Source organism: Candidatus Lariskella endosymbiont of Epinotia ramella (assembly GCF_964019805.1).
GTDB lineage: Bacteria > Pseudomonadota > Alphaproteobacteria > Rickettsiales > Midichloriaceae > Lariskella.
In genome coordinates this window covers 17316-37615 of the sequence record NZ_OZ026472.1, presented here as the reverse complement: position 1 = coordinate 37615, position 20300 = coordinate 17316, and the positions used below count along the sequence as shown (strand labels likewise).

General features: G+C 35.1%; 18 protein-coding genes. 9 read left to right on the top strand and 9 right to left on the bottom strand.

Going from position 1 to position 20300, the window contains the following annotated elements; genetic code table 11:
- Window positions 1-129: 129 nt before the first annotated feature.
- A protein-coding gene (locus AACL20_RS00160) for an IS5 family transposase (protein WP_339051669.1) occupies window positions 130-950 on the bottom strand; the annotation gives its coding sequence in 2 pieces (ribosomal slippage) (window positions 130-563 and window positions 563-950; 822 coding nt in all).
- A gap of 103 nt (window positions 951-1053) precedes the next feature.
- Here AACL20_RS00160 and AACL20_RS06840 point away from each other — a divergent pair.
- The 3 genes from AACL20_RS06840 to AACL20_RS00150 all read left to right on the top strand — a co-directional run bounded on the left by AACL20_RS06840 (window position 1054) and on the right by AACL20_RS00150 (window position 2828).
- Window positions 1054-1293 carry an IS630 transposase-related protein gene (locus AACL20_RS06840; protein WP_410519911.1) on the top strand — a complete coding sequence of 80 codons (240 nt, stop codon included), beginning with the start codon at window positions 1054-1056 and terminating at the stop codon, window positions 1291-1293.
- A 231-nt stretch (window positions 1294-1524) separates the two neighbouring features.
- On the top strand, window positions 1525-1971 hold the full coding sequence (locus tag AACL20_RS00155) for a transposase (protein WP_339051717.1): 447 nt from the start codon (window positions 1525-1527) through the stop codon (window positions 1969-1971).
- A 56-nt stretch (window positions 1972-2027) separates the two neighbouring features.
- Window positions 2028-2828, top strand: coding sequence for a transposase (locus AACL20_RS00150; RefSeq protein WP_339051716.1), 801 nt, complete (start codon window positions 2028-2030; stop codon window positions 2826-2828).
- 367 nt (window positions 2829-3195) lie between these two features.
- Here the strand turns inward: AACL20_RS00150 and AACL20_RS00145 are convergent, their stop codons facing one another.
- Window positions 3196-4107, bottom strand: coding sequence for a hypothetical protein (locus tag AACL20_RS00145; RefSeq protein ID WP_339052167.1), 912 nt, complete (start codon window positions 4105-4107; stop codon window positions 3196-3198).
- A gap of 466 nt (window positions 4108-4573) precedes the next feature.
- Here AACL20_RS00145 and AACL20_RS00140 point away from each other — a divergent pair, with 466 nt between their 5' ends.
- The 4 genes from AACL20_RS00140 to AACL20_RS00130 all read left to right on the top strand — a co-directional run bounded on the left by AACL20_RS00140 (window position 4574) and on the right by AACL20_RS00130 (window position 5875).
- Entirely contained in the window at window positions 4574-4768 is a 195-nt protein-coding gene (locus AACL20_RS00140; RefSeq protein WP_339052166.1) for a hypothetical protein, read from the top strand.
- Window positions 4728-5093 carry a NirD/YgiW/YdeI family stress tolerance protein gene (locus AACL20_RS00135; RefSeq protein ID WP_339052165.1) on the top strand — a complete coding sequence of 122 codons (366 nt, stop codon included), beginning with the start codon at window positions 4728-4730 and terminating at the stop codon, window positions 5091-5093. The genes AACL20_RS00140 and AACL20_RS00135 overlap by 41 nt, the downstream gene beginning before the upstream one ends.
- A 360-nt stretch (window positions 5094-5453) precedes the next feature.
- Window positions 5454-5582, top strand: a complete 129-nt coding sequence (locus AACL20_RS06835; RefSeq protein ID WP_410519944.1) for a transposase — start codon at window positions 5454-5456, stop codon at window positions 5580-5582.
- A 143-nt stretch (window positions 5583-5725) separates the two neighbouring features.
- A complete protein-coding gene (locus AACL20_RS00130) occupies window positions 5726-5875 on the top strand; it encodes a hypothetical protein (RefSeq protein WP_339052164.1) in 150 nt (49 codons plus the stop codon).
- Between the two features lie 523 nt (window positions 5876-6398).
- On the opposite strand, the gene AACL20_RS00125 is transcribed toward AACL20_RS00130, so the two are convergent.
- From AACL20_RS00125 to AACL20_RS00110, 4 genes are all read right to left on the bottom strand, one after another.
- Window positions 6399-6767, bottom strand: coding sequence for a ribosome-binding factor A (locus AACL20_RS00125; protein WP_339052163.1), 369 nt, complete (start codon window positions 6765-6767; stop codon window positions 6399-6401).
- The gene (gene bamA / locus AACL20_RS00120; protein WP_339052162.1) at window positions 6768-9122 is read right to left on the bottom strand and encodes an outer membrane protein assembly factor BamA; all 2355 of its coding nucleotides are present in this window, start codon (window positions 9120-9122) and stop codon (window positions 6768-6770) included.
- Window positions 9123-9151: 29 nt separating this feature from the next.
- A complete protein-coding gene (locus AACL20_RS00115; protein WP_339052161.1) occupies window positions 9152-10249 on the bottom strand; it encodes an RIP metalloprotease in 1098 nt (365 codons plus the stop codon).
- A gap of 594 nt (window positions 10250-10843) precedes the next feature.
- Window positions 10844-11578, bottom strand: a complete 735-nt coding sequence (locus tag AACL20_RS00110) for a biotin--[acetyl-CoA-carboxylase] ligase (RefSeq protein ID WP_339052160.1) — start codon at window positions 11576-11578, stop codon at window positions 10844-10846.
- 25 nt (window positions 11579-11603) lie between these two features.
- Between AACL20_RS00110 and AACL20_RS00105 the strand changes: the two genes are divergently transcribed.
- Together AACL20_RS00105 and AACL20_RS00100 are read left to right on the top strand one after the other, a co-directional pair.
- Window positions 11604-12365 carry a hypothetical protein gene (locus tag AACL20_RS00105; RefSeq protein WP_339052159.1) on the top strand — a complete coding sequence of 254 codons (762 nt, stop codon included), beginning with the start codon at window positions 11604-11606 and terminating at the stop codon, window positions 12363-12365.
- A gap of 359 nt (window positions 12366-12724) precedes the next feature.
- The gene (locus AACL20_RS00100) at window positions 12725-14083 is read left to right on the top strand and encodes a sigma-54 dependent transcriptional regulator (protein ID WP_339052158.1); all 1359 of its coding nucleotides are present in this window, start codon (window positions 12725-12727) and stop codon (window positions 14081-14083) included.
- Between the two features lie 12 nt (window positions 14084-14095).
- Here AACL20_RS00100 and AACL20_RS00095 read toward each other — a convergent pair whose 3' ends face one another.
- From AACL20_RS00095 to AACL20_RS00085, 3 genes are all read right to left on the bottom strand, one after another.
- Complete coding sequence (locus tag AACL20_RS00095; RefSeq protein ID WP_339052157.1) at window positions 14096-14476, bottom strand: hypothetical protein; 381 nt, start codon at window positions 14474-14476, stop codon at window positions 14096-14098.
- A gap of 61 nt (window positions 14477-14537) precedes the next feature.
- Entirely contained in the window at window positions 14538-19292 is a 4755-nt protein-coding gene (locus tag AACL20_RS00090; protein ID WP_339052156.1) for an NAD-glutamate dehydrogenase, read from the bottom strand.
- Window positions 19293-19481: 189 nt separating this feature from the next.
- Window positions 19482-20105 carry a phosphatidylglycerophosphatase A gene (locus AACL20_RS00085; protein ID WP_339052155.1) on the bottom strand — a complete coding sequence of 208 codons (624 nt, stop codon included), beginning with the start codon at window positions 20103-20105 and terminating at the stop codon, window positions 19482-19484.
- Window positions 20106-20300: the final 195 nt, after the last annotated feature.

Here is a 20300-nt window from a genome sequence, read left to right as displayed (position 1 = left end):
AATTAATAAAAGATAATGTTATATTATCTGTGAAATAAATAAGAGATATGTTATTGAGTTATATGGGCCGTATTCACTTGAGTTAAGAGAAAAGGTTATTTCATATATTAGACCTCTTGCATAACCTATTTAAAGCTCAAAGTTATAGATACCAGCAAGTAAATTAAACCTTAAACCGAATCGTTTTCTTCTGTTCCTATAACGATCAGCGATAATTTTAAATCGTTTGATCATGCCTATGACGTTTTCATTTAAAACACGTTCACTAGACAATTGACGATTTTTCTTTTTATCTTTCCTGCTTAGTGGTCGCTTTTTTGTCTTTTTCTTTGGTAACTCTGAATTATAATGCAACTTATCAATGCCTTGATAACCAGTATCTGTAAGAACTTTAATCTCAGGGTGGATGTGAACTCCGGATTCTTTAAATAACCTGAAATCATGACGCTTGCCATTAGAAAAATTAGTGCAAATGATTTCTTTTTTCCTTTTATCCACAATAAGCTGAGTTTTTAGAGTATGTCGCCTCTTTTTTCCCGAATAAAAGTGCTTCTGTTTTTTTTAGGTCGTTCTATCGGTGTTTCAGTAGCATCAATTAACACAAGTTCGTATTCAGAATCGCTTTTTAGTAATGCTTTACGTCCAGGTAGTGAAAATCGTTTATCTTTAATTAGAGTATCTTCAATCCAACGTATATTACGATAACAGGCACTTTCACTTATTCCATAACTGCGGGAAATATGAAAATATGTCCTGTATTCACGCAAGTACTCAAGCGTCATGAGTAATCGATCTTCTAAAGCCAATTTATTGGGTTTTCCACCTTGAGACTTTAAAATAGCTTCAGCTTCTTTTAATATACTTAGTATAACTTCAAACGTTCCTCGTTTAATGCCAGTAAGCCTGCGAAACTCTTCTGCGTATTCATCTTTGATGTTTTCAAACTTCATGTTATCCTTGATAAAATCAAGGATTTTAATCAATTTATATGGTTATGCAAGAGGTCTATTGAGCGAGGAGGTAGTAAGAGTTCTGCTGCCTTTGCTATAGGTCTTGATACAGTATATCGCTTGCTACGTCTTCATCGTTCAGGTTCTTTGCGCCCCAAACAAAGGAGCAATTACAGTAGGAAGGTTTTTAGATAAAGTCATATTGGATTACATCAAGGCTCGCCCTGATGATACGCTAAGGGAGATAGGGTTAGGCGTTGGACTACATTCTTCAAAGGTATGGAAGTATTTAAAGCGATTGAAAATTACGCTAAAAAAAGATCACACTATACAAAGAACGTGATGAAGTTAAGAGGTCTGCATTCAAAGAAAGAATCTCATCTATAAATACTTCTACTATAGTTTATATAGATGAATCTGGTGTTGATAACCGTATATTTAGAGCATATGGTAGAGCGTACACGCACCAAAAGTCTTGGAAGAGGCATAAAATAATGTTTAGAGTATCAAAATAGTGTTTTTAATCCGTAAGAAAATGTTATAATATCCCAAAAAACTTACGGATTTGTATTATATGCCATCAGAAGAAGTGCAAATTAATAATACTCAAAGTAGAATATTTGAGGAGAGATTATCTAATAGTTTGAATCCCAAACACAAGTTATATAAATTAAGATCGATAGTTGATTGGTGTGGTCTTGATGAGCGAATTTTTGGTAAAGTTTCTGTGAAACGATATGGTAGAAGCCGTAAAGACCGTCGTGTTATGCTTGGTTTGTTTATGTTGCAAGCCATTTCAAGTGCCTCTGATTGTTATACTGAGGAGGAGCTTCAGGAAAATTCCTATTGGCAGTATTTTTGTGGATATGACTATTTCAAAAATGACATAATTGTATCTGAAAGTTGCATAAGAAGATTTCGTCAAGCTTTAGGAGAATCTGGGTGTCGTGAGATATTAAAGGAGCTTGTCAGAATAGGCTGTAAGATTGGCACAGTTAAAAAAAAGATTTGGCAGCCGTGATTATTGATACGACAGTTCAGCCAAAGCATATAAAACATCCACATGATTGTCATCTAATGGAAAAGGCGCGTTTTCAGATAGTTGAGCTTTGCAAGGATCAAGGTATATCGCTAAATGATACATATGCAAAGTACTACAAGCGTGGAATAATGAAGGTTTGGAAATATCGTGATGATAGCAAGTCCAAAAAGCGGATTAATCAGATGAAGAAGCTGAAAAGCAGGCTTGGCCGTCTAATAAGATTTTGCCATCGTGGTATTGCAAAACTGTCATTGACTATTTCACCAGAAGCCGCAGCAATTCTAGAAAAAGCTAATATGATCTATAATCAATCTGTACTTTGCAAACGTGCCAAAGAGGATTACAAAAAAGAAAATAAGGTACTATATAGTTTCCATGAACCTGCTGTTGAGTGCATAGGCAAAGGCAAATTGCACAAACCATACGAATTCGGCAACAAGGTTGGTATAGCGGTGAGTGGCAGAGGTAATTTCATAGTTGGAATAAAGTCATTTCATGGAAATCCATACGATGGACATACACTATCTGAGATGGTTGATGAGGTGAAAAAGGTTGCAGAAGATCCCAAAAAGATATTTGTGGACCTTGGTTACCGAGGTAATAATTTAAAGTCCAAAAGCAAAGTATATACGCCATATACCAAGAAAAGCCTTAGTTTTGCTGATAAAAAGATGATGAAGCGAAGAAGTGCAATTGAGCCTATAATCGGACATTTGAAGCATTTTGGTCGTCTTGGACGTAATTATCTGCGAGGTATAATAGGAGATATAATAAATCCATTCATATCAGCCATAGGCATGAATCTGAAGGCGATAGAGCGCACCTTATCTGGCTAATCACCTGAATTTAAACATATCAAAATCAAATGCTACAAAGTGGCAATAGAGGACGCATGCTTAAAACGCAGCATTTTGAACGCCTTACAGACATTTTTCCCGTTCTGCCATAAAAAATCACAATAAATTGACACAGGTACCATTACATGAGCAGCAAAACACACAATATAAAGTTGTAACAAGGCATTTCAAAAGCTAAAATCCATACTTTTGGCGGATGGACTTTTTATGGCAAAATGGGAAAAATGTTTGTAGTACGCGCGCCAAAACTTGCTTTGCTACGCAAATAAATTTTTGACGGATAGACTAAATATGTTGTACCCTCCAAATCCTCGCAAAGTTATTAACAAACACATACTGCTCTTTCTTACACATCACCGAACCACAAAGACACAGCTGTTTCTTGATTGGTAGCATTATCAGTGATATCACAAGTAGCATTATTATTAAGGTCATAAGTAACATACTCAGTGATATCACAAGTAGCATTATCATTAAGGTCATAAGTAACATACTTAGTGATGTCATAAGTAGCATGATTAGTAGTCTCAGATCTTTGCAAGCTGTGACGTAGCATACCATCAACAGTCTCTATAACTATAGCAGAAATATAAGAAGCTATCTCATTGCCTGGCATAAAATCCGCAGCAAGACGGTAATTTAGTGTATTAATACCGCCTATGTTACCTTCATGTGGTGTTAATTCCTGAAAATATAGTTTGGATTCATGAAATATCTCCTGCGAAACTTTTCCAATAGCAAAATATGCAAGATATATTGCAGAGTTTAGCATCACTGGGTTTAAAGCAATATTAGCTTCCAATACTTCTTTAGTTTTTGCAAGTGCAGCAAACTTGAAGATGAAGCGCGTGGACCATATAGCAGAGTCTAAAACTGTCGGTATATAACCACTCAAAACACATCCTATTGGCAAACCTATTGCTCCTGTCGATACACCTTTTTGTAAAGCATATGCTACAAGGCTGGTCTCTGGCTCTACGCTACCGAGAGAATCCCAAGATATGAGTGTCATAGTAGCTATAGGCAGATTTTCTAATAATGCTTTAGACACAACACATCTAGAGAGAATATCACGCTCTTCAGCACATTTATTCAGCGCTTCAGTATTATCAAATCCATTTAACCAAAGCAGCCCTGGCTCTAACACTGACAATGCTAATTGAGTAGCAATTACACTATCCAAAAGTGACTGTGTAGAAGTCATGAAATTCGCACTACCAAAAAGATGTCCTGTTGCTAAAGCTATAAAGGCTGGCATAACAGCGTAAACACTATCTTGAACATTCTTATAACAGGGCGTTATTACTTCAGCTAAGGAAAAAGGTATCATACTTTCAACTCTTGATTCCATCATACTAATCTACCTGACAATTAAATGGTTGTAACAGTCTGATCATTACTATAATCTGTAATGTAGAAATTTATTTATAGAACTAGGCAAGTGCAAGCGAAGTGCAGAAAAAACACAAGAATTTACTCAACAAAGAGTTGTGTATTGTATAAAGCTATCTATATAATGTCAAGTACTATTCCTTGCGATTTATGTACCTCCTGTGAACAAGTCATTAAATCCTCACAAACCTTATAAATCTATGCTCTTTTACATGTAATAAACCGTTCAGATATCACCAGCATCTCGCTCTATTGTCGCATAAGATTGCTTTATATTGATATTAGAAGAATAAAATGTTACACTACTATGAATGGAAAATGTCATTTGCCATGTGGAACCAGTAGATTCTAAAACCTTACATGGAATCAGCGTGGGTGGTTGTAATTCTGCGCCACCACCAAAATATTATGTTCTGAAACAAGATCCAAATATCAACATAATGGTTATTTTTAATAATAAAAAAGAAAATAATAAAGCAGGTACTTATGAGAAGAATTATTTTATTTATGTTAATGATGCTTTATAGCACATATGCCTTTGCTAAGCAAGATTACGTAGTAGGGGGTGGTTTTGCAGGACCCACTGCTATTGCGCAAGTGATTACTGTTGAGCAAGCTAAAACAATGAGTGATGATACTATGGTAATATTACAAGGTAATATTATCAAACATATAGGTGGAGATAATTACATATTCAGTGATAGTACTGGTTCTATTAATATGGATATTGATCATAAATTATGGCTCGGTCAGGTAATTACTCCAGACGATAAGATAGAAGTGAGAGGGAAAGTAGATAGAGATTGGAATTCAATTGAAATTGATGCAAAACAGATAACTAAGATGAAGTAAGTTATGGCTTTTTAGCAAACCACTTTATACTTTCTAGCGTCTATCTGCCAAAAAATAGTATGCGCGCAAAAAGCCTCAGAAGAGGCATAAAATAGTGCTTGGAGCGCTAAAATAGTATTTTAAATCCGTAAGAAAATGTTATAAAAGACCCAAAAACCTTACGGATTTGTATTATATGCAAGCAGAAGAAGTGAAAATTAATGATACTCAAAGTAGAATATATTAAGATCGAAAGTTGATTGATGTGCTCTTTTAGGAGCGAATTTTTGGTAAAGTTTCTGCGAAACGATATGGTAGAAGCCGTAAAGACCGTCGTGTTATGCTAGGGTTGTTTATGCTGCAAAGCCATTTCAAACGCCTCTGATTGTTATACCGAGGAGTGGCCTTCAGGAAAATGCATATTGGCAGTATTTTTGTGGATATGACTATTTCAAAAATGACATAATTGTATCTGACAGTTGCATAAGAAGATTTCGTCAAGATCTGTGAGAATCTGGTTGTCGTGAGATATTAAAGGAGGTGGTCAGAATAGGCTGTAGGATTGGCACAGTTAAAAAAAAGATTTGGCAGCCATGATTATTGACACGACAGTTCAGCCAAAGCATATAAAGCATTTCCATGATTGTCATCTAATGGAAAAGGCTCGGTTTCAGATAGTTGAGCTTTGCAAGGCTCTAAAGGTTATCGGGCATTGTTACATAATGCCATGCAAGCCAGTTTTAAGCGGGCTTTTGGCAGATATTTTGTTGCCAAATGCGATATTAAAAGACAAATTGAGATGATTATTAAGGTAAGCACTCTAAATCTCTTGAAAAAAGACTTCATTCTTATATCTTCTAAAGCTTCTTGAAGTGAGAAGCTTTAGCATTTTATATATGTACCAATAATGAAATAGTCTCATTATGCAACAATGCCAGTCCGCAGGTAAATGAAGAGTTAGTATTTAACTTGCGTATATACAAAGTTAGACTTCAAAAGGAGCTAGGAAAGATAGGAGACGCATTATGTGTGCACTACTCATAAAGCCACTTGCGCAGACCTTTTTTGCTTCATTTTTCATATTACTTCGTCCGTCTGCCAAAAATTAGCACAGCAAATCAATTTTTGGCGGATAGAGTAAAAACCTATTCCAACAGCAATCAATTAACCAGCAACTCACGCTATACAATGTCTTGAAGCAATTTTACTGTATAATCGAATAGAATTTCACTGAGTAGTGAACATGTGATTACAAAAGTTACAGGTTCTCAAACGCTTGAGCATAAAAAAGGTATTGAAAAATATGATGCTTTATACAACATAAAATCATGTGTGATGCACTATTGACTCAGCGTAAGATACTGAACGTAACTTAATTTCAGGTGTATATTTAAGTCTGATACTGCTGCCAATTACTCTACGCATATTTGGCACAAGCAGACGTAAAGCTTCAAGATAAGCTTGAGTTCTGGAATCATCATGCACCGCGATGTATATAGTTGCAAGCCTCAGGTCAGGAGTAATTTTTACGTGAGCAATAGTAAGATATGTATTTTCTATTTCTGGATGAAATAATGCGCCAGAAACTAGCATAATAGATAACTCATTCTTAATAGCCTGCGAAACTCTAAGCTGTCTATTAGAGGGAGCTTTTTTCTCAAAAAATATACTATCAAACATTAAGTTTTTATTCATCTACATAGCACCGTAACCAAACGTTAACCTTAGCCTTTCTTTCTGATCAAAAGGTTGAGCACTAATTGGAATACCATAATCTAATCTTATATTCCCCAGTGGAGAAGCCCATGATATACCAATGCCAAATGAAGTTCTAAGTGCAGATTTATCAGTTAGCTTTTTTGCTTGTTCATATTGCTGTCTACATAAATCATTGCTGGAATCATCGCTGCTCTTACAGGCAACATCTACACCCCAAGAATCTCCAGCATCAAAAAATATAGCTCCGCGTATCCCAACTTCCTCAGGGAAACCAAGCGGGAAGGTTACCTCAGCAGTCGCATAGTAAAAGTATTTACCACCAAGTGCATCAGTGTATACTGGATTGCCATTTGCATCTAAGCGCATTTTACCATCTTTATCACGCGCTACATCTCTTGGACCTATACCATAATCTGCAAAGCCCCTTATTTGTTGCTTTCCAATTCGATAATTATCAACTAACTTAATTGGTTTATCTCCAATTCCTAGTATGTTTCCTGCTTTAGCAAACAACTGCAATATTACACCTTTACGATATAAAGTCCAATAAGTGCTTCCAGAGATCTGATTTTTTAAATATCTAGCATCTCCGCCAAGGCCCGCAAACTCCTGTGATAATTTTATGATATAGCCACTGGTAGGAAAAATATTACTGTTAAGCCTATTATAAATAAAAGATTGATTAATTGATGAGACTATCGTCTCTCCAGCTGCATCTTGAATTATTAAAGAAGTTGCATCCTTGGCAGGATTTACCTGACGCTTTGAGATCGTATAACCCAAAGAATGAGCTAAATACTCCCTTAGCGCATAAGTAGCGCTGAAAGAAGCTCCATATTTTGAGTCTTTATATGCACTTCCGTCTGTGAGATCTAAGCTATTAGCAAATACATCAAAGCCCGTTCTTAGTTCTTTTCCTAAGAAGTAGGGTTCTGCAAAACCAAAGGATACATCCGTTGTTTTTGTACCATAATTAAAATCAAAAGTTAATATTTGGCCCTTCCCAAGAAAGTTATACTCTGAGGCTAGTACTCCCAAACTTGGGCCAGTTTGTGAATTGTATCCGAGTGCGAATCTAAAAGAACCAGTTTCGATTTCTTTTACTCTAACATCAATATCAACACGGTCAAGATACTCAGTTTTTGATTTAGACAAGTCAACCATACTGAAGTAACCAAGGTTAGTAACACGCTGTTTAGAGCGATTTATATATGAAACATTATAAGGATCTCCTTCGCTTATTCTAAATTCTCGACGTATCACTCTATCTCTTGTGATAACATTATCAAACACATTTATTTTATTTATGTATATTCTCTTGCTCTTGTTGATATTGAACTTAACATTTACAAATTTGGATAGATTTTTATCCACTCTATCCAAATCATAATCAACGTTAACAAAAGCATATCCGTGTTCTCCAAAGTACTTTGTCAATACATCAGTAGCATTCTCGATACTTGCTTGTTTAAAAATACTTCCTTTTTCTATTTTTATTTTCTCTCTCAATAACGTGTTATCAAAACCTGGAATATGACTTTGTACTTCAATATCATTTATTCTATAGCGATCTCCTTCATGCAAGTTGAATGTTATTATGAAAGAATCTCTATTCTGAGATAGCTCAGATGTAACAGAAATTACATGAAAATCTATAAAACCAAGATTCATGTAATGCGTTCTCAGTAATTCTTGATCAAGTATTAATCTATCAGGTTCATATTTTTCAAATTGATTCAATATTCTATACCAAGCATATTCTTTGGAGAGAATAATAGATTCAAGCTCTGCGCTTGATACTTCCTTATTGCCAACGAAGTTGATTTGCATGATCTTCGCTTTTGAGCCTTTCTTTATTTTGTAGACTAGATCTACTCGATTTTGTGACAATTTCACGATCTGAGGGTCAACTTTTACTGAGTAATAACCTTTAGAACGGTATATTGCGACTATTTTTCTGATGTCATTCTGTAGTTTCGCAAGCGAATAAATGCTTCTTGGGAGCAGTGAGATTTCTTTTCGCATCATTTCGTCATCCGTACTTGAGGTGCCCTCAAACGCTACTCGATATACTATAGGATTTTCAGCTACTGCAATATGTAGAGCACTACCTACTTGCTTCACATCAACGTCAGCGAAAAGCCCCGTTTCAAATAACCTACGTATTGCGGTGTCAATCTTATCTTGATCATACTGCATTGGGAGCCTAAACTCTAAATATGCAATCACTGTTTCTTTAGAAAGCCTTTCTGTCCCGCTTATTTCAATAGCAGTTATCTTTCCACTATTTGCTAATGCAATTGAATAAAGTGAAAACAGTGACAGCAACACAATAAGACATTTTTTAACACTTCGCATGATCAACGAATCAGTCCTCTAATATCATTAAAAGTAGCAAACAACATAAGTGCAATGAGTATAAAAAATCCTAAATGCCCACAAAATTTTTGCATTTTTTGCGAAATTGAGCGTCCAGTAACGGATTCTATCAGATAGTACAACAAGTGTCCGCCATCTAGCATAGGAATTGGAAGCAAATTAACCAATCCTAAATTTAAAGAAATCATTGCAACAAACCAAATCATTGGCGCTAGACCAAGCTTCAACGATTCTCCTGAATACTGAGCTATTTTAATAGGGCCGCCTAAATCAGATGCAGAGTGATCATGAATTATGATGGATACAAGCCCTTCTAACATTGCAAAAGAAATAGTAATTGCGTCTGAAATAGAAGCTAAGACAGACTCTAGCAAATTCACCTCTTTTCGATTAGCTAAAAAATTCACTCCAAGCATAGAGTGATCTATGGTATTGTAATTTACTCCCGATCTATCAATAATCTCTTTTACATCATATATTTGTTTCTGACCATCACGCATTATTTCAATTTTTAAGTCCAAAATACTTCTAGCACTTGCTATAGAATTTTTAATATCTAGCACGTCGTTTATAGTACGATTGTTGATAGAAATAATGGTGTCACCAGGGAGTAGCCCAAGATAACTAGCAATACTCTTCTCTGCTACGCTTGATATCTGATTTGTTGTGGAAACTTTGCCATATACAGAAAACAATAGACTCATCAAAACTATTGCAAGCAGATAATTGAAAGCAGGACCTGCAGCGACAATGCATGCTTTTTTCCATAAAGGCTTGTGATAAAAAGATATACGCTTTTCTTCCTCATTCATATCTTGAAAAGCTTCAAAATCTGGAGCACTTACAATATTTTTATCTCCAAACATCTTCACATAACCACCCAATGGAACGGTACAAATTCTGAACTCCGTTCCATACTTATCAATCCATCTATAGAATGCTTTGCCAAAACCTATTGAGAAAACATCAACCTTAACACCACAAAGTCTTGCAACATAAAAATGCCCGAACTCATGTACAGAGACAGTCACAAGTACTACTACTAAGAACCCTAAAATGCTATAAAATAAACTCATCATTTAAATACCTCCGACCTTATTAAAGATAAGGCCTTCTATGACTAATAACCTTTTTTACACACTGACTCTTATAAATAACCAACTATTAAAACGTGTACTGGCCAAAGCGATCAATACTTGCAGCAACATGTATTCATTATCACTCAAGTAGAATCAAACAATACATTTACTCTTTTCAAAGCAAGAGCATCGTATAATGCTACAGTAATGCATACTCACCATACTTTTCAAAATTGGCGCCTTTAAAAATGCTCATTATATATTTCGTATACACACGGCGCCTAACGTTCTTCCTAGCTTTTTTAAAGTCTCACTTTTCGTGCATATAATAAATACCAACTCTTTATTTACCTGCTGTATATGTATTTGAAGCAATGAATAATCAAAAGCATGACATTAGAAAATGTAAAACTTAACGTTTCTTGCCGGATGTTGGATATAATCGGCAAATCAAACCACAAAACAGAGCTTGAGAAATGTAATGCAGAAGCTTTCAACTGGAAATACTATAGACTACAGAACAGTTCAAGGATTTATACCAGTAAATCTATTTTTGTACAAGCAACTATTAAATCAGCATTTAAAAATACAGTGTTAATTCCAAACTTCTCCAGCGGTGATGATTCTCACTGAATTTTCAACATTCAACAATAATTTACCGTCTTTATCAATGTCTATAAACTTTCCTCTTATTTCTTTATCAAGAAATCGCACATTTATGTCAGAATTGATAGATTGTGCGCGTTTGATCCACATTTCACGCACTGGAGTAAAACCATAACATTCCCAAGCTCTTAGTACAGAAAAAAATCTGTCTAATATAGAATTTATTAATGCTTTCCGATCTACTACAATATCTAAATCTTCAATACTTATAGGTTTTTTTGCTACGCCGCTTATTTGCTCTTTTTTTACTATATTTACACCGATTCCAATCAATAATGTAGAGCTATTATAAACCTCTAATAAAACTCCTGCAATCTTTCTGCTTTGTACTAGTACATCATTTACCCATTTATAAGTCACATCAAGATCATTTATGTAACTTAATATCGTTTCTCCAACTGCTATTGCACCTATATAAGCTACCTGAGACCATGTTTCAATTGCACATCTTGGAGATACTATAATGGTAAATATTGCGTCTCCTTCATCACTATGCCAAACTCTTTCGTAGCGTCCTCTCCCTGATAATTGTCTTTTAGTTGATATGATGGTTGTTTGTGCGCTGGGAGAATTTGAGAGTAGCCTTTTTGCCTCAAGCTGAGTGCTATCTAATTCTTCGTATTCTTTGAGTATATAATCGCCTATCATATTTTTAGGAAACATTATATAATAAATACTGTTTTTGAAAATGAGAAATAATAGCCAAATTTATGAAATATACAGGATACTGAATATCTCTCAAGCAATAATTTCTAAACATGAAATAACTATCGCGCATTTCTTAGAGCAATTTTATCAAGGTTTATCAAATGCCAAAAGCAGTTTATACGATAAACTTGAGCATATAAATACTGTTATAAGAATGATAGAGAAATTTCACTGTTATTTTCATTTCGAACAATCTTGGATATATACACTATATGCTTATATATTGCATAAGGCAGGAAAGTTTGATGACAAGATCAGATATGTAGAAATGGCTCTATTTCAAGATAAAATGAATGATGTTGTAAAAAATGATAATAGAGAAATATCTAGCTTATTCAAATATAATAAAAACTACCTGTATGAAACAGCTTTTCTAAAATTTGCATTAGGCAGTTTTAAGCGGGTAAAACAGGTAAAGCAGTTAGACTTATCGATTAAACTAATAATATCTGATAGAATAGATGATGCAAAGATTTTACTGGATGATATAACTTATGATTCTCATAGATTATACACATCTCTTGCTATTTGCGATATTTATAGGGCGGATACCGCAGCTTCTATAAAAAACATAGAGAAGGCCGCCAAATCTATTGAGACCGCTCATCAAAGATACCACAAATACGCTGCATATATATATGAATTGCGGGCTTCTATTTTTGTAGAATTACAACAATTTGATCTTGCTAGAAACGACAGTGTTAAAGCTAATAATTTATACCCTAGGGATCAAATCATTTAAATTTGCAAGCTGCAAGCTAATTTCTGTACATTTAACTTGCCACACAAATCTATTTACCCAGCAAATCGATTTTTGACTGATAGATTGTTTGATAAAATATTTCAGATTGGTTGAGCGTAGCATGCTACTTTGCATAGCAAAAGAAGCAGCATCTTAAATCATAAGCTTTTTATAGAAGTATTGAGACTCTCATATTGAAATACATGTAGTTTCCTATTTATAAGGCCAATTTTGATAAATAATTTAATTATAGCCAATTATCAGGCAATTTACTATATTAGCTTGTAATATAACCTAACTGTAAGGCAATATAAAAATGAATTGATAAGCAATAACTATGAATAGTGTGCGCATAAAATATGAATCAAGTGTTAATTGTTGATGATGAGTCTGATATTAGAGGGTTATTAGCTGAGATCTTAGAAGATGAGGGATACAACGCCTTGCAGGCTTCAAATGTATCTGGCGCTCTTGTGCATCTTGCAAATACAATTCCAGCTCTAGTAATCCTTGATATATGGCTTGAAGGCAGTCAAATGGATGGAATGGGGTTGTTGCAGATCATTAAGAAGGACTTTCCTTCTGTGCCTGTTGTGATGATAAGTGGGCACGGAAATATAGAAACTGCTGTGCAAGCGATAAAGCTTGGAGCATATGACTTTATAGAAAAGCCTTTTAAATCAGAAAAGCTAACGATTTTAGTGAAACGTGCTATAGAAGCGGGATTGTTAATAAGAGAAAATTCTGTGCTAAAGCGTCAGCTTTTTCCTCAAGAGCTTGTTGGCAATTCTAAGGAAATTCAAAAAATTAGGGGCACCATTAAGACTTTTGCAAGGACAAATAGTCATACGTTTATAGTGGGAGAACCTGGAACTGGTAAAAATACTATAGCAAAAATTATACATTCTACGTCCCAAAGAAGTGCAAGACCTTTAACAGTATGGCATACCGCTGGAAAATCTCATACAGAACTTTCATTGGAATTATTTGGCGGACTCTCAAATAGTAATGCAGCACTAGTTGAACAAGCACAAGGCGGAACTCTTTATATAGATGAAATTACAAATATTCCTTTGCAATTGCAAAAACAATTTTTGCAGATGCTACAGAATGAATGTTTCATTAATCCAGGAATGAACAAAGAAATTAAGTCTAATATAAGAGTAATAGCTGCATCAGCATTTGATCCAATGCAATCTATAAAAAATTGCAAGCTAGACGATCGCTTATACTACAAATTAAACATAGTAAGCATAGAAATCCCGCCTCTGCGAGAACATAGAGAAGATATACAATTAATGGCAGAGCATTTTTTGAGTAGCCTTTGCAAACAATTTTCTATTAGAGAGCTTGCTATTTCTGATGAGGCATATTCTATCATGCTAGCTTATAACTGGCCTGGTAACTCTAGAGAGTTGCATAACGCTATTGAGTGGCTCATAATGCTCGCAATAAATGGGAGGAAAGATATAATATCTCATGATATGTTGCCATATGAAATAGTTTCTTCCGTGAGTGGGCGGTATAGAGGTATTAATGCATCAGCAAACATTTTTCTCACAAAATCCCTAAGAGAAGCGCGAGATATATTTGAGAGAGAATATATACAAGCACAGCTTCAGAAATTTAATGGAAATATAGCCAAGACTGCAAGTTTTATAGGTATGGATAGGGCTGCGCTACACAGAAAAATTAAGGCTCTGTTATCAAATGAATAGGAAGTGTATATTTTATAATATATCATTAAAGTGTAGAAGTTTTTTATTGCTACGCCTACGTATTTTAGATTGAGTTGTTTTTTTCCAAATGCCATTCGGCTTTTTTGTATTAGAGTCAGAAGATTTTATCTCCGGCGTTAAGCAGCTGAGATCATAGGTTGGTTGCAGGTTACCGTCAAGATCTACTATATAGCCCATGATTTTATCGCTATTATATGGTTCGTTGTTCTTTCCCAAGGAACATTCAGATTCGATGTATTCCATATATTGAGCTAAGGAGCTTTTTGCAGAGTTGAAGTATCGTTTTATATCCATTAATATTTCTACTGCTTCTTTAGGTCCAAACAGTGCTATTAGCACTACGCCTATAATTGCAATTTCAGAAAACGACACATCAAACATTTCCTATTCTCCCAATTTATATTGCACGTTAACAGTACAATAGCAAAATTGCTTAATTGCCTCCATTGCTATCAGAGGCAAGATCATTCAAATGTTTCTTTATTACAACTAATGTTGAAATCAAAGATTCATCGGCGATATTTCCAATATCAGACAGCAGTTCCTCATAACGTCTTAGCTTTGCACAATTAAATATGCCGCAGCAGGTTAAGTTCGCATCTTCACTGGCTTCAGTGCCATTTTTGCTAGCATTTATATATTTTGCTATCAATGCTACTTTAATATCAGAAATCTCATCTACCGATTCTCTGAGTGCGACTGTATCAAGATAATGTTTTGGTGATGCATGCCCAACTCTTTCCACAATACTAAATATACTGAGTTTTGAACTCACTATAAAATAGGCAAGTGCGGCTTTTTCAATGCTAGATTTTGCATATTCTGCAATATGTAATATATCAAAAATATTACTAGCGGCGTTTAGTTCTTCTATATTGTCGACAACTTCCTGATAGAGGGGGTTTGTTTTATCAACAACATTAAGCTTGCATTGTAATGATATTTCACCTTTTGCAGTAAGTTCTTTAACTTTTATAGCTGTTTCTCTGTATGATTCTACTAGCTTTCCAACATCATCTATTACGTTGTGATGTTTCAACACCCATGTTATTCCGCTTGCTATTAATTTTTGTATAGATATGAATGAGCTTGCTTGACTCTCAAATGGAATCTTGTTACTCATTTCCTCTATCTTTTGCCAAACGCCTTGAACATCCATGCTATCACGCACTACCACGAAAGCCTTTATTATATTTTCAGCAGCATGCCCTCCATCGCTCAATAGCTGATGGAAAAAACAACACCCAAGCATGTTAACAAAGTCATTTACAAGAACTGTATGTATGAGCTCATTTCTGAGTTTATGTTCTAAAAATACATCCCTATAGCGTTCTTGTATTAATTTAGGAAAATATTGAATCAAACTCTGCATTAGATGGCTGTCTGATGAGAAATTAACACCCGCTATCTGTTTAAGAGCTGATGTTTTCGCATATGCCATGAGTACAGCAATCTCTGGTCTTGAAAGCTTTCCGTGTTTATTTTGTAGGGACACAAGATCTTCATTACTTGGTAATTTTTCCAGACTTCTATCTAGTTCATTTTGTGATTCCAAGTAGCGCATGAGCCAAGCCTGCATTTCCATAGCTTTGCTTCCAGAAAATTCTTCAAGAGAAATTAACTGTGTTTGTTTATAGTTATCTCTCAGTACTAAACTTGCAACATCATCTGTCATTTCAATGAGTAGTTCATTTCTTTCATCTAAAGATAATGTTCCATTCTGCAATAATTTGGAGAAACCAATTTTGATATTCACCTCATGATCTGAACAATCAACGCCCGCAGAGTTATCTATAAAATCAGTGTTAATCTTTCCACCTTTTCTTGCATATTCTATTCTGCCGAGTTGAGTGCATCCTAAGTTGCCACCTTCTGCAAACACGCGACACCTAAGTTCTGCTCCATTCACTCTTAAGGTATCATTGCTCTTATCTCCTATCATCTCATGTGTTTCTGAAGTAGCTTTAACATATGTACCTATCCCGCCATTCCATATCAAGTCTACAGGCGCTTTTAAAGCAGCATTAATAAGCTCATCAGGAGATAATGCTTCATCTGTAATATCTAATACTGCTCGTACTTCATCAGATATTGCTATGCTCTTCTCACTTCTTGAAAATATACCACCACCACTTGAAATAAGTGACTTATCATAATCAGACCACTGAGATCTTGGCATCTCAAACAATCGGCTGCGTTCTTTAAAGCTTATTTCTGGATCTGGATTTGGATCTAAAAATATATGTGCGTGATTAAAAGCTATCACCAGCTTGATTTTATCAGAGAGAAGCATTCCATTGCCAAATACATCTCCTGACATATCACCAATACCAAGAACAGAGAATGTTTGTTGTTTTATATCTATGCCAAGTTCTGTAAAGTGGCGTTCAACTGATATCCAGGCACCTCTTGCTGTAATTGCCATTTTCTTATGATCATAACCTGCTGAACCGCCTGATGCAAATGCGTCACCAAGCCAAAAATTGTATTTAGCAGCGATAGTGTTTGCATAATCAGAAAATGTAGCAGTTCCTTTGTCTGCTGCGACTACTAAATACGGATCATCTCCTTCATAACTAACCACACCAGAAGGTGATACAATCTCGTCATCTACTATATTATCTGTAACATCCAAGACGCCACATAAGAACTTCTTATAGCATCTAATTCCTTCCTCAAAAAAGATATCACGTCCGACTGCAGGTGTTACAGATTTAACAACAAACCCTCCTTTAGAACCTACAGGTACTATGACAGAATTTTTTGTCATTTGTGCTTTCATTAAGCCTAGAATCTCTGTTCTGAAATCTTCCATTCTATCTGACCAGCGAATTCCACCTCTTGCTACTTTACCACCTCTTAAGTGAATCCCTTCAAAAGCCGGAGAATAAACCCACACTTCGCGGAATGGTTTTGGAAGTGGAATCTCATCCATTTCTTCCGATGCTATTTTAAATGAAATATAACTACTACGCTCATTTTCTTCATTTAGCTGAAAATAATTTGTTCGCTTCGTTGCAAGTATCACGTTTAAATATAGACGCAGTATTTTATCATCTGTGATGCTTGGCACAGAAACAAGTAATTCTACAATTGAATCTTGAATTGCTTTTAGTTCTTCATCTGAAAAATCTTTTACTGCAGGGTCGAACTTGTAATTAAATAGTTGTACTATCTTTCCAGTAATCGTTGCATTGTTTGCCAGTGTTGTCGCAATAGCACCTGTACTATATATCAATCTTATCTGCTTAAAATATTTTGCATATGCTCGCAGCATTGAAACTTGTCGCCAATTTATCTTTGCATATGTAATTAGAGAATTAAATTCGTCATTCTCAAGTTCTCCTCTCCAAATTCTTTCGAATGCGTCTTCTATCTCTGACTTAATATTTTTATATATCTCTTTAAAATTTTTGTTCTTAGGTTCGAGTCTGAAGTAATCCACATATATTTCTTGCTCTTCTAGTAGAACTTTAGCTTGTGTTTTGAAGCTAAGCATATCTACAGCAAGGAAGCCCATGTTCTCCACTATAGGAAGTGTGGATGATAGAGGCAGAAGCTCACTTGGTGAAAAGATCTTTAGCTGAGCCAGCTCTTTTCCACTTTTTGCTGAGATGTAAAAGCTGAATTTAACGTCTTGACTAGCAATGGAAAGCTCCATCATCTTAATATCATGCACAGCCTGCTGCGCTACAAAACTTGCCTGATATTTTGCGTCAAAAGCATCTTTATATCTTTGATATTGGATTGTTGCTTCATTTCTAGAGTATTTAGCACACAATGCTTTAAATAATTCGTCTTGCCATGCGCTTATAGAGCATGTAACAAGTTCTTCTATTTTCTGTAGATTGTATTGAAGGCCTGCTTCTGAATTAAGCTTTACTAAGAACTGCAATCTTGTTAGTTGTCCTTCGCTGAGCTGAATATTGCGCCTTGCTATATGGCCATGAAGTTGTTGCTCTATAATTCGTTCTATAGCGCTGACGCTATTAGCGCTTGAGAGTTTTTTTGGTATGAATAAGATGAAACTAACAAACTTTTTAGAACCATCTGATCTTGCAAATGCTTTTACTCTCGGCGCGAGGCTAAGCGAAACTATACCAATCACCATTTCATAGAGTGTGTCTTCATGAATCTGGAATAAGTCGCTTCTTGGAAATGCTTCCAGTGCCGTAACTAGTTCCTTCGAGTTATAATTTGCTTCATCATGTCCATACTTTGCTAATATGTTATTGACCTTCATCCTAATAAATGGGATAGAGCGAACACTTTGGTAATATGTTGCCGAAGTGAAAAATCCAAAAAATACAGTTTTTTCAGTATTAACACCATTTGCATCAAATTTTTTAATGCATATACAATTCATATAATCAGTTCTGTGTACGACAGATCTGCTTTCAGACTTTGCAACCAGAACCACTTGATCTTCGTGTTCTTCAAATGCTATAGGCACGTTCTTATACATTGCATCTTTGCATATACCAAGCTCACTGCCCTTTACTATAGAAAATTCCGCATCTTTCTCAGTGCATTGTGAAATGAAAGCACCTAAAAATATGAAGTTTTTGTCTAATGTCCATTTCAAAAATTCAATATATTCGTTCTTTTCTATATTAGCTTTAAAATCAGTCTCTTGTACGTATTTTATATTACTACTAACCTTTTCTTTCATATGTTCCCAGTCGCTCACAGCTAGCTCAACACACTTGATTATTGCGTTTATTCTGGTTAGCAGGTCAGCATAGTATTCATATCCAAGCCAATTTGGTATATAGAAATGTATGATTAGTTCATTATGCGTCCCTTTATCGAGTATTTCTGTCAGATTCCCATCAGCGTCGCGACTTACACATATAACAGGATAAAGTATAAGCTTCACCTCTGTCTCTTGAAGCTTTAATTCATTGCTAATAGACTCGATTAAAAATGGTATTTCGCAACCAACTACTTGCAGCACACACCATTCGCTTGCTTCATCTAAGCGTGTAATCTCTACTTTTCTTGTATGTTCTTTTCGTGTTTTGAATAATTCAAAGGATTTTTTTGCAACATCGTATAATAACTCAGCTCCCAGACTCTTTAAATCTTCTTGCGGCGTATCAGAATACAGACGGCGTATAAATGACTTGAGCAGTTTGTCGGATGCCTCTGCTAGACTCTCAATAGAGTGAATAAAATCGTCTGTCATACTAAATACGACTCCAATATTTGTTTAAGATTCAATAAAAACTTGCTATTCCCACGCGACTTATAGCATTTTAGTAATTGCAGCGCAAGATTGCCTGCATAGAACATTAATGTCTAAGTGTGGGTCAATATTTTTAAATTCGTAAAACAAAATACAATAGTAGAATACTTACAAGCAACCTTAGCATACTTATAAATAACGCAACTTATCCAACACAATATGACAAATATAGATAGAGCCACCTGCAAATATTCCAGCAACAATATCATCTAACATGACGCCAAAAGCACCTTTGTAGTTTTTATCTATATTTTTTATAAAAAACGGCTTTGCTATATCAAAGAATCTAAAAGCACAAACTCCTATAATAAAAGATAGAGTCATAGTACGCATACTCACAGCTTCAAATTCGAAATAGAGAAACCTACTAATATTATCAAGGAATTCGTATGAGATTGCAAACGTTAAAAGCTGTCCGACTATTTCATCTATTACAATCATTTGGTGATCGAAAGAATGAGTTTCTTTCTGAAAGACACTTACCGAATAAAGTCCTAAGAGCCAGAGTATAGCTGTTACTATAAAGAATGAGAGTGAAATCTCACTATATGATGTTGAGCTTATAATCATGAAGTAATATATTGGGTACGTACATATCGAGGCAATTGTACCTGGCATAATCGGAAATTTTCCTATATAGAACCAAGTTGCTACTACCGTAGAAAAGCTGAAACGTGTTTCTATAGTCATGCGCTTTGCATTCATAAGAAACATGGATGTGCTGCGAGCAGAAAACTTTTTTCTTCTAAACATTTTTGCTAAGCTCCAAGATTAATCATAAGTTAGGCTAGATAAACTAAATAATGTATTAATCTTTTAACTAGAAAATGGACTAGCAAAAAAATAGTTTAAATTGCCCAGAAGAAATCGTCATAAAATACGAGTGCTACTAATGACTACATGACAAAACTCCCAGTAAAGATGGCATGTGCATCATATGGATTCTAT